Here is a 16,729-nt window from a genome sequence, read left to right as displayed (position 1 = left end):
GGCCCAGCCGCGTGTGACCCCGCCCCACCCCTGTACGGCCCCACCCCACCCTCGTACAACCTCGCCGTGCCGCCCCCCTGACAGCCCCCGCCCGCGTTCTGGTAACTCCCACCCCCACCTCGATCCGGCTCCGCTCCGCCCCCGCCGACATGCCGAGGATCGCCGCCGAGCCCCACCGGTCCCGCCTCTGCCGCCGCGGGGTCACGCAGTGCCAACCCCGCCCCCGCAGCCCCCGCCGCCCGCGCCAGCAACGCCCCCGCGGCGCCCGCCCCCGCTCCCCACAGCGCCCCGAGCAGCACCGCCATGCCGAGCCCGCCCCGCAGCACGACCCCCGCGCCGAACGCGTCGAATCCCAGCACCGACAGTGAGGCGTCCACCGACACCTCCGTCACCCAGGCGAGCAGCGGCAGCGCCAACGCGGTCGCCACCCCCAGCCGTACCGCACACCGCCCCGCGAAACCGACGGCACCCGGATCCGCCTCACCGACCGCACCCCGCACCGGCGTCCGCACCGCGGTCAGCACTCCCGCCAGCAGCATCATCAGCGCCGCCCCCACCCCCAGCAGCCACACCCGCCCGTCCAGCTCAGCCAGGCGCCCCAGCGTCACCGACCGGTCGGTGTCCGAGGTGAGCAGTCGGTCCAGGGGATCCGGGAGGAAGTTCGTCAGCACGCCCGTCGCACGGCCTTCGAAGGGGACGAAGAGGCCGACGGGGATGCCCAGCCACACCCCGTTCGGCGCTCCGAGCAGCGCCGCTCCCGCGATCCGCTTGGGGTGGTCGTCGCCGACCGCCGCGTACACCGCCGCCGAGAGCCCCGCGGCCACCGCGACCAGCAGCACCGTCACCAGGGCGGACACGGCCGGCCGTACGACCCGGTGCACGGCCTCCCAGCCGCGCGGCAGCGGCGTACGACGGGACGCCAGCAGCGCGACCAGCAGGATCCCGGCCGACCAGCCGAGCCCGCCGAGCAGCGTCGGCGCGGCGTCCACCGTGAAGCCGACCGCCGCCCTGGCGTCGATGAGGTCGCCGATCTGGTCGGGCAGCAGTCCGCCGACGTCCCCGACGTCCCCCAGCCCGGGGATGTCGAGACCGCCGTCCCCGCCCGCGCCGGGCAGCTTGTCGAGCCCGAGCGCGCTCCCGTCGATCGTGATGACGTCGTGTCCCGCCCAGGCCAGCCCGCCCATCATCGCCGTGAACAGGGCGACCACCGAGCCCGCGCGGGCGAGGAGTTCGGAGGGCGCGATCACCGCGCCGACCGCCCGCAGGGACCGTAGGAAGAACCAGGACAAAAGCACCGCGCCGACCAGGCTGACGCCCAGTGGCGTGATCTCGACGGCGGTCGCCGCCTGTGCCCCCGTCAGCCCGAACGCGGACACGTCACCGGAGGGCGTCACCGAACCACCTGCCGCAAGGGCCACAACGGCCGCGGTCATCGGACCCAGCGAGGCCGCGGAATCGGCCTCCAGCAGATGCAGGCCGAGCGCGGCCACGCCCGCCATTGCGATCAACGCCCAGCTCACGGCAGCGATCGCGGACAGCAGGATGTCTCCCCACGGCAGCCGCACCCCGTGCTTCGCGGTCTCCGCGCTCATGGACCCACTCATGGACGCACTCATGGCAGACCCCCCGATCCGCGGCGCGGCCGAGCCCGCGCTCGTCCCCTCGCGTGGATTACCCACTCTCCGGGTCGGTTTCAACCCCGTCAACGGAACCGGCCGAAGCGTACGAACGTGGTCTTCTCGGGGCTCGACTTTCGGTCAGGAGGGGGATCCTGAAATAGTTCCCGACGATGTTCGACATCCCTACACTCCCTGTGAAGACGGGGGCAATTCGGGGGACTACTCAGTGGGGCTTGGAGTGCCGGAACTCGTACTGGAAGCGAATGGACGTACCTGGACGCTCGATCCGTCCAGGCCGTACAGCCTTGGACGCGATCCGCAGGGGGACATCGTGTTCGACGACGCCAGGGTGTCCTGGCGTCACGCCACGATCCGCTGGGGCGGGGGCAGTTGGGTCATCGAGGACCACAGCAGCACCAACGGCACGTTCGTGCAGGGCCAGCGGATCCACCAGACGGAGATCGGCCCCGGGACGGCCGTCCACCTCGGCAACGCGAACGACGGCCCGCTGTTGAGCCTCTCCGGCACCGCGGCCCCGGCCGCACAGCCCGAGCCCGGGCGGCAGCCGTACGCCGCGCAGAGCGCGAACCCCGGCTGGGCCCAGCAGACACCGCACCAGGCCGCACCCCGGACACCGCACCAGGCCCCGCACGAGGCCCCGCACCAGGTCACACCGCGGACGCCGCACCAGGCGGCCTCACCGCAGCCCTCGCAATCCGGCTGGCCGCAGCCCCAGCAACAGCGGCAGCCACAGCCACAGTCGCAGCCGTACGGACACCAGCCGCCGCAGAAGATCCCCCAGCAACAGAGCCCCGGCGCGGACGCGAGCGCCCCGCCGGTCTACGGCGACCGCAGCCCGACCACGTTCCACCAGTTCACCATCGGCCGCATCATGCGCATCGGCCGTGCCCTGGAGAACGACCTGGTCGTCTCCGACCTGCAGGTCTCCCGCCACCACGCCGAGTTCCACTCGATGCCCGACGGCCGCATGGAGATCCGCGACCTGGGCTCCCACAACGGCACGTACGTCAACGGCCAGCCGATTCCCAAGGGCGGCTCGTTGATGCTCGGCGCGGCCGACATCGTCGGCGTGGGCCACTCCACGTTCCGGATCGTCGGCGACCGGCTCGAGGAGTTCGTCGACACCGGTGAGGTGACGTTCTCCGCCCGCCACCTGACCGTCACGGTCGACGGCGGCAAGCAGATCCTCAAGGACGTCTCCTTCGGCGTTCCGGAGAAGTCCCTGATCGCGGTCATCGGACCGTCCGGTTCCGGCAAGTCGACGCTGCTCAAGGCACTCACCGGCTACCGGCCCGCCAACCAGGGCGACGTCCTCTACGACAACCGCAACCTCTACAAGCAGTTCGCGGAGCTGCGCCAGCGCATCGGTCTGGTCCCGCAGGACGACATCCTGCACAAGGAGCTGACCGTCAAGAAGGCCCTCAAGTACGCGGCCAAGCTCCGCTTCCCCGCCGACACCACGGCGCAGGAGCGCGAGAACCGCATCGACGAGGTGCTGCGCGAGCTGAAGCTCGACATCCACAAGGAGAAGAGGGTCACCTCCCTCTCCGGCGGCCAGCGCAAGCGCGTCTCGGTGGCCCTCGAACTGCTCACCAAGCCGTCCCTGATCTTCCTCGACGAGCCGACCTCCGGCCTCGACCCGGGCATGGACCGCGATGTCATGCAACTGCTGCGCGCCCTCGCCGACGACGGCCGCACGGTCCTCGTCGTCACCCACTCCGTGGCCGAGCTGGCCCTGTGCGACAAGCTCCTCGTGATGGCCCCGGGCGGCGCGGTCGCCTACTTCGGGCCGCCCGAGGAGGCGCTGAACTTCTTCGGCTACGACACCTGGGCCGACGTCTTCTCCGCCTTCGAGAACTACCGCGACTACGACTGGGCCGGACGCTGGAAGGGGTCGCAGCACTACCAGATGTACGCCGCGGACATAGACGCCGTCGCACCGCAATCCGTACAGACGCCTCCGATGCAGGGCATGAAGCCGCCGAAGCCACAGGGCTGGACGGGTCAGTTCGGGACCCTCGTGCGCCGCTACGTCTCGGTGATCGCGTCCGACAAGGGTTTCCTGGCGCTGATGGTGATCCTGCCGACCGTGCTCGGCGCGGTGAGCCTGCTGATCGACTTCGGCGACGCCCTGCTGCCCAAGCCGATCGACCCGCGGACCAAGCTTCCCGAGCCGAACAGCACGGCCACCACCGTCCTGCTGATCCTCGCGGTCGGCGCCTGCTTCGCCGGTGCCGCCAACTCCGTCCGCGAACTGATCAAGGAACGGGTCATCTACGAACGGGAGCGCGCCACCGGCCTGTCCCGCTCGGCGTACCTGATGTCCAAGGTCTTCGTACTCGGCGTGATCACCGTGCTCCAGGGCCTCCTGGTCGGGGTCATCGGCTTCGCCAGCCGCGACATCCCGAAGGAGGGCCTGGTCCTCGGCAGCGCCACGCTCGCGGAGCTGTGCCTGCCGATCATGGGCCTCGGGTTCACCTCGATGATGTTCGGCCTGATCATCTCCGCGCTGGTGAAGACGTCCGAGAAGACCATGCCGCTGCTGGTCATGTTCGCGATCGTCCAGGTGGTCTTCACCGGCTGCCTGGTCACCCTGAACGGCACGGTCGGCGTCAACGAGTTCTCGTACCTCATGCCGTCCCGCTGGGCGGTCGCCGCCGCCGGCGCCACGCTGGACTTCAACCAGGTCAACCCGCCCAAGCCGGGCGGCTCGACCGACCCGCTGTGGGACCACACCGTCAGCGCCTGGGGCCTCGACATGATCGCCCTCGTCGCCCTCGGCGTGATCTGCGGCTTCTTCGTGGCCCGCTTCCTGCGCCGCCACGAACCCGAGGTCATGCGCAAGTGATCGCTGTCGTACGACGGCGAAGGGCGGCACCCCGGCAGGGTGCCGCCCTTCTGCGCTGCGAGAGGTCCGCGCGACCTCAGTACGCGCTGTTCACGTTGTCCATCGAGCCGTACCGGTCGGCCGCGTAGTTGCAGGCGGCGGTGATGTTGGCGACCGGGTCGTAGATGTTCCAGGACGTGCCGGGGACGTGGTAGGCGGCGAACGTCGGCGGGATCACCTGGAGCAGGCCCTTGGACGGGATGCCGTTGATGGCGTTGATGTCCCAGTTGTTGATGGCCTTCGGGTTACCCGAGGACTCCCGCAGGATGTTCCGCTTGATGCCGTCGTAGGAGCCCGGGATGCCCTTGGCCTTCATGATGGCCAGGGACTCCTTGATCCAGCCGTCCAGGTTGTTCGCGTAGGTCTTGGGCGCGGCGGCCCTCAGCTTGGCGCGGTGGGCGGCCCGGCTCGCGGCCTCCTTGGCCTTGCGCGCCTGCGCGGCCTTCTTCTTGGCGGCGGCAGCGGCGGCAGCGGCGGCGGCCTTCTTCTTGGCGGCGGCCGCGGCCTTGGCCTTCGCCTCGGCCTGCGCCTTCGCCTCGGCGGCCTTGCTCTGCAGGGCCTTGGCGGCGAGCTGCTCGCGGACGTCCGCCCGCAGGCCCTCGAGCTGCTCGGAGCGGTACTTCACGGGGGCCGAGTAGGTGGCCGCCTCGGACGTCGTGGTCTCCGCGTTGCCCGGAACCGCGCTGAAGGCGACGGCGGCAGCGCCGAGCGTGGCGACTCCGGCGACGGCGATCTTGTGACGCTTGCTCAGCGTGCGACTGTGACCACGGGTGAAAGGGTTCTTGGGCATGCGGGAATGACCTCTTCGAATAGCGCGGAGGTCGCTCGCTGTCCGGCGGGGGACACGGGTGCTTCCGGCACAAACGCCGCGGGCGGAACCCGCGGCGCTGAGCGACGTTGGCCATTCTTAGCTGGCGCAAAACACCCGGGCAAAGGTGTGACGTACGACCCCGGGTAGTGGACCGGGGGAGGGCAAAACGGGACAGACTGCAACGTCTGCCCCGTTCATGCGGGAACCCTTTGTCTCCTATTTCGCTTCGTACGTGATGTGCGCCCTATGTGCGGGCTCACATCGCCCGCACAGCGGTCTCACCGGAAGTTGCCGACGCAATGCTCTGCGTGAGCACCCTCTCCGGGGAGGAGGAGATGCACGTCCCCGAACTCGTGCCACAGGTACCGCCGACGCAGGGCCTCCTCGTAACCGCGGTCGATCGCCGCCCGCCCCGCCACCGCCTCCAGCATCAGCAGATGCGAGGCCTCCGGCTCGTGCAGCCCGGTCAGCAGCCCGTCCACCACCCGTACCCCGCGCTCGGGGGTCACGACGAGATCCGTCCAGCCCTCACGCGCGCGTACGACCCCGTCGGCTCCCGCGGCCGACTCCAGGGCCCGTACGGCGGTCGTCCCGACGGCGACGACCCTGCCGTCCCCGGCCCGCACCGCGTTGATCAGCCGCGCGGAGGCCTCCGGCACCGAGAACCGCTCGGGATACGGCGGCTCGTGCACCTCCGCCGACGCCACCCCCGTGTGCAGCGTGACCGGCGCGAACTGCACACCCCGGCTCACCAGCTCCGCCACCAGCCGCGCGGTGAAGGGCCGCGCGGCACTGGGCATCTCCGCACTGCCCGACCCGTCGGGCGACGGCAGCGCGAACACCGTCTGGTAGACGGACAACGGCTGGTCCCGCTCCGTGTAGGAGTACCGGATGGGCCGCCCGTGCTCCCGCAGCAGCCCGATCACCTCCCCGCCGTACACCCGCGCCCACCACAGACGCTCACTCACCGCCTCCTCCAGGACCAGCCGCCCGCCCCCGGGCAGCCGCACCTGTGTCCCCGCGGGCCCGCCCGCACGCGCACGCGTGGTGCCCTTCCCGTCGGGATCCCGCAGCTCTACCGCCCACCGGCCGTCGTCCCCGCGCGTGGAGAAGTGCACCACCACACGCGCGTGCCCGATCCGGCCGTCGACGGCCGCGGCCAGCGTGGGGGAGGTGTTCACGACGAGCAGGTCCCCGGCCCGCAGCAACCGCGGAAGCTCACCGAAGGAGTGGTGCGACACCTCGGTCCCCCGCGACACCAGCAGCCGTACGGCGTCCCGGTCGAGCCCGGGCCCGCGCTGCTCGGCCGGCACCCGAGCCGACAGCTCCTCCGGTACGCGCACCGCCAGCGTCATCGCCCCTCCAGCAGCGCCGGAGCCCCGTACCGCCCGCTCGCCGGCCGCTCGTCCAGCAACCGCAGAAACGCCGGCACCACACTCGCCGGCTCCGGCCGCGGCTCCTCGTCGTCCGGTACGGCCGCCGCGTACAGGTCGGTCGCCATGTCCCCGGGATCCACGGCCCACACCCGCAGCCCCGGCTCCTCCTCGCCCAGCACCGCCGCTAGGTGGTCCAGGGCCGCCTTGGACGCCCCGTAACCGCCCCACGTCTCGTACGCCTCGGCGGCGGCGTCCGAACTGACCGCGATCACCGCGCCGGCCTCCGCCGCCCGCAGCAACGGCAGCGCCTCCTGGACCAGGCCCAGCGCGGCCACGACGTTCACCTCCAGCGCGCGGCGCAGCCCGTCCAGAGGCAGCCCCTCGAGACGTGTCAGCGGCTCGGCGCCGAGCGCGCTCGCGTTGTGCACCAGCAGATCGACACCGCCGAGCTTCCAGGCCGCCGCCACCAGCTCGGAGCGGTGCGCCGGATCCGTGACGTCCCCGGGCAGGGCCGTCACCCGTCTCCCGTGCCCGGCCAGCGCGGCCGCCGTCTCCTTCAGGACCTCCGCCGTCCTCGCGTCGAGCACCAGGTCCCAGCCCCGCGCGGCCAGCGCCTCGGCCAGCGCCCGCCCCAGTCCCTTCGAGGCCCCCGTGATGATCGCTACCGGCATGACACACGTCCCCTCGTCTTCCACGCCTCCTGATCGGCGTGCTCCCAACCTAGGAACGCGGCCCTCCCGGCCGCCTCGGACGCGGGCCGCAGAGCGGTGCGGCCCTTCGCCCTAGGTCGCCCGCCCTAGCCGGGGGCCGTCACAGGTCCGATCCGCGCTGTCACACCCCGCCCGTACTCTGAGGGCATGAGTCAAGGCCCCCGGTCCGGCCTCGCCGCGGTGAGTTCCGCGCTGCTGGCCATGAGCAGGCACCTGGAGGTGCGCGACGTCCTCAAGACGATCGTCGCCTCGGCCCGCGAGCTGCTCGACGCGCAGTACGCCGCCCTCGGCGTCCCCGACGACCACGGAGGATTCGCCCAGTTCGTGGTCGACGGTGTCAGCGACGAGCAGTGGAAGGCCATCGGCCCGCTCCCGCGCCAGCACGGCATCCTCGCCGCGATGCTCCACGAGGCCACGCCCGAGCGCCTCGCCGACGTCCGCAAGGACCCCCGCTTCGAGGGCTGGCCGTCCGCCCACCCCGACATGGTGGACTTCCTGGGCCTACCGATCCGCGACGGCGACGAGGTCATCGGCGCCCTGTTCCTCGCCAACAAGAACTGCCCGAAACCGGAAGGCGGTTGCGGCTTCACCGAGGAGGACGAGGAACTCCTCTCGATCCTCGCCCAGCACGCCGCGATCGCCCTCACCAACGCCCGCCTCTACGAACGCAGCCGCGAGCTGACGATCGCCGAGGAGCGCTCCCGGCTGGCCCACGAACTGCACGACGCGGTCAGTCAGAAGCTCTTCTCCCTGCGCCTGACCGCCCAGGCCGCCGCCGCCCTCGTCGACCGCGACCCGTCCCGGGCCAAGGGCGAGCTGCACCAGGTGGCCGTGCTCGCCGCCGAGGCCGCCGACGAACTACGCGCCGCGGTCGTCGAGTTGCGCCCCGCCGCCCTGGACGAGGACGGCCTGACCGCCACCCTGCGCACCCAGATCCAGGTCCTGGACCGCGCCCACACCGCGCGCGTGACCTTCGCCGCCCACAACTTCCGCGCCCTGCCGGCCGCCCAGGAGGAGGCCATGCTCCGCGTCGCCCAGGAGGCCCTGCACAACGCGCTGCGGCACTCGGGAGCCGCCCATGTCGACGTGACCCTGGACCGGCGCGGCAGCGGAGCCGTCCTGCGCGTCACCGACGACGGCAGCGGCTTCGAACCCAAGGCGGTCCGCCGAGCGGGCCGTCACCTCGGCCTGGTCTCCATGCGGGACCGCACCAACGGGGTCGGCGGCACGCTGACCGTGGAATCGGCGCCCGGCAAGGGCACCACGATCCAGATGGAGGTCCCCGGTGGCTGACGCGATCAAGGTCCTGCTCGTCGACGACCACCAGGTCGTCCGCCGGGGGCTGCGCACCTTCCTCGAAGTGCAGGACGACATAGAGGTCGTGGGCGAGGCCGCCGACGGAGCCGAGGGCGTCGCGCGCGCGGAGGAACTGAAGCCCGACATCGTCCTCATGGACGTCAAGATGCCGGGCATGGACGGCATCGACGCCCTGCGCAAGCTCCGCGAACTGAACAACCCCGCGCGCGTGCTGATCGTCACCAGCTTCACCGAACAGCGCACGGTGGTCCCGGCCCTGCGCGCGGGCGCCGCCGGTTACGTCTACAAGGACGTCGACCCCGACGCCCTCGCCGGCGCCATCCGCTCCGTCCACGCCGGGCACATCCTGCTCCAGCCCGAGGTCGCGGGCGTTCTGTTGTCCCAGGAGGAGAACAACTCCGGCCAGGGCAGGGGCGGTTCCCTCACCGAGCGGGAGCGCGAGGTGCTCGGGCTGATCGCGGACGGCCGCTCGAACCGGGAGATCGCCCGCGCGCTGGTCCTCTCCGAGAAGACCGTCAAGACCCATGTCTCGAACATCCTGATGAAACTCGACCTGGCGGACCGGACACAGGCGGCACTGTGGGCGGTTCGTCACGGAGTGGCCGGTTGACCCCATCGCAGCACGGCAATACGGAGGGTTCCGCTCCGGAGTGAGATTCATACCGTCGTGGGAATGTCCCCCGAATGGCGCATCCTTCGTGAGCCTCCGCCGTTCTCCAGTGCGTGCTGCGGCGACTGCCGCGGCAATCGCTAGGAGGGCTTAGAAGTGAAGAACCTGAAGAAGGCAGCGGCCGTGACGATGGTGGCCGGCGGACTGATCGCCGCCGGCGCCGGTATGGCCTCCGCCACCGACGGCTCGCACGCCGACGGCAAGGCCGTGGGCTCGCCCGGCGTCGTCTCGGGCAACCTCGTCCAGGCCCCGGTGCACGTCCCCGTCAACGCGGTCGGCAACAGCGTGAACGTCATCGGCGTGCTGAACCCCGCCTTCGGCAACCTCGGTCTCAACCACTGACCTCCCGCGCCGAGCGGGCAGTGACTTCGGCCTCCCGGGTGCGTCACGCACCCGGGAGGCCGGTCCGTTTGCGGTGCCGACGATCCGAACCGTGAGATCGCCGGGCGCCGACTCGGGTAGGCCCCCGCCCCGTTGAAGAGCCGCGCCGGGCCGCGCACCCACGGCCGCCCAGCCACACGCCGGTCACCGCACCCCGCGCTCCAGCTCCTCCACGTACGCGTTGTAGGCAGCCACCTGCGCCCGCCGCCCCGTCCGCTCCACCGGCCGCAAGGCCTCCCCCCGGGCCCGCATCTCGGCCGAGCTCACCGCACCCCCGTGCCCGTTCTCGTAGGCCAGCGACACCAACAGCCCCACCCGCTGGGCAAGTTCCAGCACCCGCACCGCCCGAGGCGGATACCCCGGCGCCAGCACCTCCCGCCCCCGCTCGGCCCGAGCCCGGTACGCCCCTAGCGCCGCCTCCGCCACCGGCCCCGACGCGGCCACGTCCAGCCGCGACAACACCTCCGTCGCCTCCCGCAGAGCCTCCGCGAGCTCCCGCTCGGCCTCGCCCAGCGAGGGGACGTCCGCCGGTGGGGCCTCCCGCACCGGCAGCACATGCCACACCACCTCGACATGCACATCACCCGCGGGCCCGGCCTCGTACACCTCCGGCACCAGGCCCAGAGCGGCGCCGTGGCAGACCACCGCCTCCTCCGCCTCCAACGCCCGCGCGTTGAACTCCGGCGGACCGCTCAGCCCCAGCGGGTGCCCTGGCGCGGGCAGCGCGACCCGCAGTCCCCTCACACCGAGCGACCGCAGCCGCCCCAGCGCCAGCGTGAGACCGACGGGCGCCGTCTCGCCCGGCAGCCCCTCCACCCGGTGCACGGCATCGTCCCCGACGATCGCCGGCACGGCGTCGTCGGGTGGGACAAGTCCGGCCAAAAGGCCGTTTCCCCAAGCGGCAAGGCGTCCAGAGCGCGGTTCCGTGAGCATGCCCCCAGCCTAAGGACCGGACCGCTGGACCGGACCGGCCGACCGGTGGCGTAGATTTCTTCGAGGGCTGCGCCCACAAGCGCGCACGCGCCAGCCGAGACGCCGACACCGGTCACACTGCAAGGGGAGACAACGCGCTCATGAGCGATGTTCTGGAGCTTCAGGACGTATCCGTGGTCCGTGAGGACCGGGCTCTGGTGGACCAGGTCTCCTGGTCGGTCAAGGAGGGCGAGCGCTGGGTCATCCTCGGCCCCAACGGCGCCGGCAAGACCACGCTCCTGAACCTCGCCTCCAGCTACCTCTACCCCAGCAAGGGCACCGCCACCATCCTCGGCGAGACCCTCGGCAAGCCCGGCACCGACGTCTTCGAACTGCGCCCGCGCATCGGCATGGCCGGCATCGCCATGGCCGACAAGCTCCCCAAGCGCCAGACCGTCCTGGAGACCGTGCTGACGGCGGCGTACGGCATGACCGCCGGCTGGCAGGAGGAGTACGAGGACATCGACGAACAGCGCGCCCGCGCCTTCCTCGACCGCCTCGGCATGAGCGACTACCTGGACCGCAAGTTCGGCACCCTCTCCGAGGGCGAGCGCAAGCGCACCCTCATCGCCCGCGCCCTGATGACCGACCCCGAGCTGCTCCTCCTCGACGAGCCCGCCGCCGGCCTCGACCTCGGCGGCCGCGAGGACCTGGTCCGCCGCCTCGGCCGGCTCGCCCGCGACCCGATCGCCCCCTCGATGCTCATGGTCACCCACCACGTCGAGGAGATCGCCCCCGGCTTCACCCACGTCCTCATGATCCGCCAGGGCAAGGTGCTCGCCGCAGGCCCCCTGGAGCTCGAACTCACCTCCCGCAACCTCTCCATGTGCTTCGGCCTCCCCCTCGTCGTCGAGCAAGTCGGCGAACGCTGGACCGCGCTGGGCCTGCCCCTGTCGTGATCACGTGAAGTCCCCGCAAAGACAAGGACAATAAGCCGGTCCCCGCCCCATCGCGCCCTGTCCGCGGCGGTACCCCCGGACCTACCATGACCATGTGAACGACATCGACGCATGGGTGTGGTGGCTCGTCGGCGCGGCAGCGCTCGGAATCCCGCTCGTGGTGACCGCGATGCCGGAGTTCGGCATGCTCGCCGCGGGTGCCGTCGCCGCCGCGGTGGCGGCCGGACTCGGCGGTGACGTCGTCGTCCAGGTACTCGTCTTCGCCGTCGTCTCGGTGGCCCTCATCGCCGTCGTACGCCCCATCGCGACCCGGCACCGCTCCCAGCGGCCCCAACTCGTCACCGGCGTCGACGCGTTGAAGGGCAAGCAGGCCGTCGTCCTGGAGCGTGTCGACAGCGCGGGCGGCCGGATCAAGCTCGCCGGAGAGGTCTGGTCGGCCCGCTCCCTCGACACCGGCCGTGCCTACGAAGTAGGCCAGGAAGTGGACGTCGTCGACATCGAGGGAGCCACGGCGATCATCATGTGACCTCGCAGGATGCAACTGAACCGAACGCACCACGAGTCACGCGACGGTCTGTCAGACTCGACCAGCAAGATCTTCAACAACCATAAGATCTTCCGAAAACGCCGAGGCGGAGAAGGGCACGGGGAGCACGATGGAACCGGTCATCATCGTCTTGATCATTCTGGTGGTGTTGGTTTTTATCGCCCTGATCAAGACGATCCAGGTCATCCCACAGGCCAGTGCGGCCATTGTGGAGCGCTTCGGCCGCTACACGCGGACACTCAACGCGGGACTGAACATCGTCGTCCCGTTCATCGACACCATCCGCAACCGCATCGACCTGCGTGAACAGGTCGTGCCCTTCCCTCCCCAGCCGGTGATCACCCAGGACAACCTGGTCGTGAACATCGACACCGTCATCTACTACCAGGTGACCGACGCCCGCGCCGCGACCTACGAGGTCGCCAGCTACATCCAGGCGATCGAGCAGCTCACCGTCACCACGCTCCGCAACATCATCGGCGGCATGGACCTGGAGCGGACCCTGACCTCCCGCGAGGAGATCAACGCGGCCCTGCGCGGCGTCCTCGACGAGGCCACCGGCAAGTGGGGCATCCGCGTCAACCGCGTCGAGCTGAAGGCGATCGAGCCGCCGACCTCCATCCAGGACTCGATGGAGAAGCAGATGCGCGCCGACCGTGACAAGCGCGCCGCGATCCTCACCGCCGAAGGTACGCGCCAGGCCGCCATCCTCACCGCCGAGGGCGAGAAGCAGTCCCAGATCCTGCGCGCCGAGGGTGAGGCCAAGGCCGCCGCCCTGCGCGCGGAAGGCGAGGCCCAGGCGGTCCGCACGGTCTTCGAGGCGATCCACGCCGGAGACCCGGACCAGAAGCTCCTCTCCTACCAGTACCTCCAGATGCTCCCGAAGATCGCCGAGGGCGACGCCAACAAGCTCTGGATCGTCCCCAGCGAGATCGGCGACGCCCTCAAGGGCCTCTCCGGAGCCATGGGCAACTTCGGCAACTTCGGCGGCGGTTCAGGCGGAGGCAACGGCGGCTCGGAGCGCCGGGAGACCCCGAAGATCGACTGACAGCCCCGAAAAACAAGGTTCCCCGCACCCACCGAGGGGCGCGGGGAACTGCGCGACAAGCCACGACGAAACCCGCGGCCGCACCTCACACATCCCGCCGGACGACTAGGCGGCCTCTCCAGCCAGCCAATCAGGCAGCGCGGAGAAGTCCTCGTGGCCCAGGGACAGCAGCATCGCGTCCGCCGGAGTCGGCTCGAACGGCTCCCGCAGCAACGGCATCCCCGCCTCCGCCGGAGTCCGGTTCGCCTTGCGGTGGTTGTCCTCCGCGCAGGACGCCACCGTGTTCAGCCAGGTGTCCTGACCACCCTGCGACCGCGGCACCACGTGGTCCACGGTCGTCGCCCGCCGCCCGCAGTACGCGCACCTGTGCCGGTCACGCACCAGAACACCCCGCCGGGACCACGGGGCTTGTCTTCGGAAGGGCACCCGTACGTACCTGCACAGCCTGATCACCCGGGGCGCCGGTATGTCGACCGCGGCTCCGCGCATGCGCAGTTCGGGGTGGGACTGCTCGACGACGGCCTTGTCCTGCAGCACCAGAACGACGGCTCGGTTCAACGTCACCGTCGACAGCGGCTCGAAGCTCGCGTTCAGTACCAGCGTGTCCCGCATGTCAGCCCACCTCCCATGTGCACCGTCCCACCCCCTGGCGGGCTTGGGCTTGGATCAACTCTGGCCGGGCACGCCGAGATGGACAACGCAATAAAAAGTGCCCGCCTCTGATCAATTCCAAGACCAGAGGCGGGCAAACGCTCCATGAACGTCAGTCTTCGGCGGGCACCTCGTACTCACCGATCAACTGGGCGCGCGCGATCGTGTGGAACCGCAGGTTGAAGCCCACGAAGGCGGGAGAGGCATCGGAGTCGGGCCCGAGCTTCTCCTGGTCCACGGCGTACACGGTGAAGACGTACCGGTGCAGCCCGTCCCCGGCCGGCGGAGCGGCCCCACCGAAGTCCTTGGACCCGTAGTCGTTCCGCGCCTGTACGGCCCCCTTCGGCAGTCCCTCGAACTTGCCGCTGCCCGCCCCGACCGGCAGCTCGGTCACCGAGGCCGGGATGTCGAACACGACCCAGTGCCAGAACCCGCTGCCCGTAGGCGCGTCGGGGTCGTAGCAGGTCACGGCGAAGCTCTTGGTCTCCGGCGGGAAGCCCTCCCAGCGCAGCTGCGGAGAGGTGTTGCCGGCCGCGTAGACCTGAGCGTCCTTGAGCGTCGCACCCTCGGCGACATCCTCACTCGTCACCGTGAACGACGGCACGGGCGGATGGAAGTCATGGGGGAGCGGCCGCCGCTTGAGCTCGGTCACCTCGGTACCTCCTGATCGATTACCGGAATCAGCAGTTCCGAGCCTAGAACCAGTTGCGCTTGCTGCCGACCTCGGACAGCCACTGGTTGAGATAGGCGGCCCAGTCGGTGCCCTGGTAGTCGTGCAGACCCACCTGGAAGGACCGGAAGGTGTCGCTGCCCTCGCTGAACAGCCCCGGCTTCTTGTCCATCTCCAGGATGACGTCCATCGCGTTGCCGTCCGCGACGAAGCTCAACTCGACCTGGTTGAGCCCGCGGTACTGCTGCGGCGGGAAGAACTCGATCTCCTGGTAGAACGGCAACCGCTGCCGCGTCCCACGGATGTGACCGCGCTCCAGGTCCGCGTTCTTGAAGCGGAAGCCGAGCTGCATGAAGGCGTCCAGGATCGCCTTCTGTGCCGGCAGCGGGTGCACGTTGACGGGATCGAGGTCACCGGAGTCCACCGCACGCGCGATCGCCAGCTCGGTCGTCACACCGACGTTCATCCCGCGCAGCGCCTGGCCGTCGATCATCGTGATCGGCGTCTCCCAGGGGATCTCCAGACCGAACGGCACGGCGTGCACCGCGTTCGCCTGAAGCGTGAAGGCACCGCCGAGCGAGCTCTTCGTGAACTCGATGTCCTGCTTGTACTCCTGGTCGCCGCTCTCGACCTCGACCTTGGCCTGGAGCCCGACGGACAGTCCCTCGATCTCCTGGTCGACGGACCCGCCCTGGATCCGCACCTCGCCCTGGACGACACCACCCGGAACGACGTTGACCTCGGTCAGCACCGTCTCCACCGAAGCCCCGCCGGCCCCCAGGCTCGCGAGCAGCTTCTTGAACGCCATGTCTCTCCTCTTAGAACGCGCGGATTCCTGATCCCTACAAACGCGATCCGGCCGTGGTCGGTTCCGCGCCATCACCCTGGCAAGCGGACGGACCCTTGACCACCCCTTGGCACACACCCGTCTGGACTACGCTCGTTTGCCATGATCACGCCCCCGGACCGTACGCCACTGCCACGAGAGTTCTTCGACCGCCCCGTACTGGAGGTCGCCCCCGACCTCCTCGGCCGCACCCTCGTCCGCACGACCCCGGACGGCCCGATCGCGGTCCGCCTCACGGAGGTCGAGGCGTACGACGGCCCGAACGACCCGGGCTCCCACGCCTATCGCGGCCGCACGGCCCGCAACGACGTGATGTTCGGTCCGCCCGGGCACGTGTACGTCTACTTCACCTACGGCATGTGGTTCTGCATGAACCTGGTGTGCGGACCGGAAGGCCGCGCGAGCGCCGTCCTGCTCCGCGCCGGAGAGATCCTCGAAGGCGCCGAGCTGGCACGCAAACGTCGGCTCTCGGCCCGAAATGACAAAGAACTGGCCAAAGGGCCGGCCCGCCTGGCCACAGCCCTGGGCGTGGACCGGGCCCTGGACGGCACGGACGCGTGCGATCTGGGCGAGACCCCCTTGAGGGTGCTCACCGGCACCCCGGTCCCCTCCGACCAGGTACTCAACGGTCCACGGACCGGGGTGGCCGGCGAAGGTGGCGTGCACCCCTGGCGGTTCTGGGTCGCCAACGACCCGACAGTGAGCCCCTATCGGGCCCACGTCCCGAGGCGGCGCTCAAGTTGACTCGCTCTTGGAAGATGCGTAACGTGGCCCGAGCCGCTTGACCCGGTTACGGCGATCGCCAGCAGCCGAGAGCGGCCAAACCACTACCTACGACATCCCCTCAGCGGGGGCGATTTCGGCGTGCCTGCATGCCTGAATTCGAACTCGCGGAACTCGATTATGAGTTGCGGAGGGAATCGGCTAACGTAGTGAATGTCGAAAGGCGCCCCCGCCGACAGGGAATCAGTTCCGAAAGGATCTGAGGGAATCAGGCCCGAAAGGATCTGATAGAGTCGGAAACGCAAGACCGAAGGGAAAAGCCCGGAGGAAAGCCCGAGAGGGTGAGTACAAAGGAAGCGTCCGTTCCTTGAGAACTCAACAGCGTGCCAAAAATCAACGCCAGATATGTTGATACCCCGTTCCCGGCCATCACGGCTCGGGGCGAGGTTCCTTTGAAAAAACACAGCGAGGACGCTGAGGATCACCGCCTTATTCCGGTGGTGGTTCCGCTCTCGTGATGTGTGCACCCGATCACGGGTAAACATTCACGGAGAGTTTGATCCTGGCTCAGGACGAACGC

The 16,729-nt window shown here is 70.1% G+C and carries 15 protein-coding genes and 1 pseudogene; 8 read left to right on the top strand and 8 right to left on the bottom strand.

From position 1 onward, the window contains the following. Positions 1–221: 221 nt before the first annotated feature. Positions 222–1,604: pseudogene (locus ABZ098_RS00080) on the bottom strand (streptophobe family protein); the annotation flags it as partial. Between the two features lie 253 nt (positions 1,605–1,857). Here ABZ098_RS00080 and ABZ098_RS00075 point away from each other — a divergent pair. Beyond that, positions 1,858–4,488, top strand: a complete 2,631-nt coding sequence (locus ABZ098_RS00075; RefSeq protein ID WP_356585594.1) for an FHA domain-containing protein — start codon at positions 1,858–1,860, stop codon at positions 4,486–4,488. A 76-nt stretch (positions 4,489–4,564) separates the two neighbouring features. Here ABZ098_RS00075 and ABZ098_RS00070 read toward each other — a convergent pair whose 3' ends face one another. From ABZ098_RS00070 to ABZ098_RS00060, 3 genes are all read right to left on the bottom strand, one after another. Beyond that, positions 4,565–5,317 carry a transglycosylase SLT domain-containing protein gene (locus ABZ098_RS00070; protein WP_356585592.1) on the bottom strand — a complete coding sequence of 251 codons (753 nt, stop codon included), beginning with the start codon at positions 5,315–5,317 and terminating at the stop codon, positions 4,565–4,567. A 299-nt stretch (positions 5,318–5,616) separates the two neighbouring features. Next, positions 5,617–6,693: an S-adenosylmethionine:tRNA ribosyltransferase-isomerase gene (locus ABZ098_RS00065; RefSeq protein WP_356585590.1), complete on the bottom strand. Its 1,077-nt coding sequence runs from the start codon at positions 6,691–6,693 to the stop codon at positions 5,617–5,619. Continuing rightward, positions 6,690–7,385, bottom strand: a complete 696-nt coding sequence (locus ABZ098_RS00060; RefSeq protein ID WP_356585588.1) for an SDR family NAD(P)-dependent oxidoreductase — start codon at positions 7,383–7,385, stop codon at positions 6,690–6,692. The genes ABZ098_RS00065 and ABZ098_RS00060 overlap by 4 nt, the downstream gene beginning before the upstream one ends. Positions 7,386–7,571: 186 nt before the next feature. On the opposite strand from ABZ098_RS00060, the gene ABZ098_RS00055 reads away from it, so the two are divergent. The 3 genes from ABZ098_RS00055 (at position 7,572) to chpE (ending at position 9,753) form a co-directional block, all read left to right on the top strand. Next, positions 7,572–8,717: a GAF domain-containing sensor histidine kinase gene (locus tag ABZ098_RS00055; RefSeq protein WP_356585586.1), complete on the top strand. Its 1,146-nt coding sequence runs from the start codon at positions 7,572–7,574 to the stop codon at positions 8,715–8,717. After that, positions 8,710–9,351, top strand: a complete 642-nt coding sequence (locus ABZ098_RS00050; RefSeq protein WP_356585584.1) for a response regulator transcription factor — start codon at positions 8,710–8,712, stop codon at positions 9,349–9,351. Before ABZ098_RS00055 ends, ABZ098_RS00050 begins: the two co-directional genes overlap by 8 nt. 156 nt (positions 9,352–9,507) lie before the next feature. After that, the gene (gene chpE, locus ABZ098_RS00045) at positions 9,508–9,753 is read left to right on the top strand and encodes a chaplin ChpE (protein WP_020121316.1); all 246 of its coding nucleotides are present in this window, start codon (positions 9,508–9,510) and stop codon (positions 9,751–9,753) included. A gap of 183 nt (positions 9,754–9,936) precedes the next feature. On the opposite strand, the gene ABZ098_RS00040 is transcribed toward chpE, so the two are convergent. Further along, the gene (locus tag ABZ098_RS00040) at positions 9,937–10,725 is read right to left on the bottom strand and encodes a hypothetical protein (protein WP_356585582.1); all 789 of its coding nucleotides are present in this window, start codon (positions 10,723–10,725) and stop codon (positions 9,937–9,939) included. Positions 10,726–10,865: 140 nt separating this feature from the next. On the opposite strand from ABZ098_RS00040, the gene ABZ098_RS00035 reads away from it, so the two are divergent. The 3 genes from ABZ098_RS00035 to ABZ098_RS00025 all read left to right on the top strand — a co-directional run bounded on the left by ABZ098_RS00035 (position 10,866) and on the right by ABZ098_RS00025 (position 13,258). Next, positions 10,866–11,663, top strand: coding sequence for an ABC transporter ATP-binding protein (locus ABZ098_RS00035; protein ID WP_356585580.1), 798 nt, complete (start codon positions 10,866–10,868; stop codon positions 11,661–11,663). A 94-nt stretch (positions 11,664–11,757) separates the two neighbouring features. Then, on the top strand, positions 11,758–12,189 hold the full coding sequence (locus ABZ098_RS00030; protein ID WP_356585578.1) for an NfeD family protein: 432 nt from the start codon (positions 11,758–11,760) through the stop codon (positions 12,187–12,189). 130 nt (positions 12,190–12,319) lie between these two features. Further along, on the top strand, positions 12,320–13,258 hold the full coding sequence (locus ABZ098_RS00025) for an SPFH domain-containing protein (RefSeq protein ID WP_031060384.1): 939 nt from the start codon (positions 12,320–12,322) through the stop codon (positions 13,256–13,258). A 105-nt stretch (positions 13,259–13,363) separates the two neighbouring features. On the opposite strand, the gene ABZ098_RS00020 is transcribed toward ABZ098_RS00025, so the two are convergent. The 3 genes from ABZ098_RS00020 to ABZ098_RS00010 form a co-directional block, all read right to left on the bottom strand. Beyond that, entirely contained in the window at positions 13,364–13,870 is a 507-nt protein-coding gene (locus tag ABZ098_RS00020) for an HNH endonuclease (protein ID WP_007381071.1), read from the bottom strand. Between the two features lie 151 nt (positions 13,871–14,021). After that, positions 14,022–14,561 (bottom strand): YbhB/YbcL family Raf kinase inhibitor-like protein, encoded by a 540-nt coding sequence (locus ABZ098_RS00015; protein WP_356585575.1) that lies wholly within the window; start codon positions 14,559–14,561, stop codon positions 14,022–14,024. A gap of 43 nt (positions 14,562–14,604) precedes the next feature. Next, positions 14,605–15,387 (bottom strand): sporulation protein, encoded by a 783-nt coding sequence (locus ABZ098_RS00010; protein ID WP_356585573.1) that lies wholly within the window; start codon positions 15,385–15,387, stop codon positions 14,605–14,607. 141 nt (positions 15,388–15,528) lie between these two features. On the opposite strand from ABZ098_RS00010, the gene ABZ098_RS00005 reads away from it, so the two are divergent. Next, entirely contained in the window at positions 15,529–16,170 is a 642-nt protein-coding gene (locus ABZ098_RS00005) for a DNA-3-methyladenine glycosylase (protein WP_356585571.1), read from the top strand. Positions 16,171–16,729: the final 559 nt, after the last annotated feature.

Source organism: Streptomyces sp. NPDC006335 (assembly GCF_040612795.1).
Classification (GTDB): Bacteria; Actinomycetota; Actinomycetes; order Streptomycetales; family Streptomycetaceae; genus Streptomyces.
This window is presented reverse-complemented; position numbering and strand designations above follow the sequence as displayed.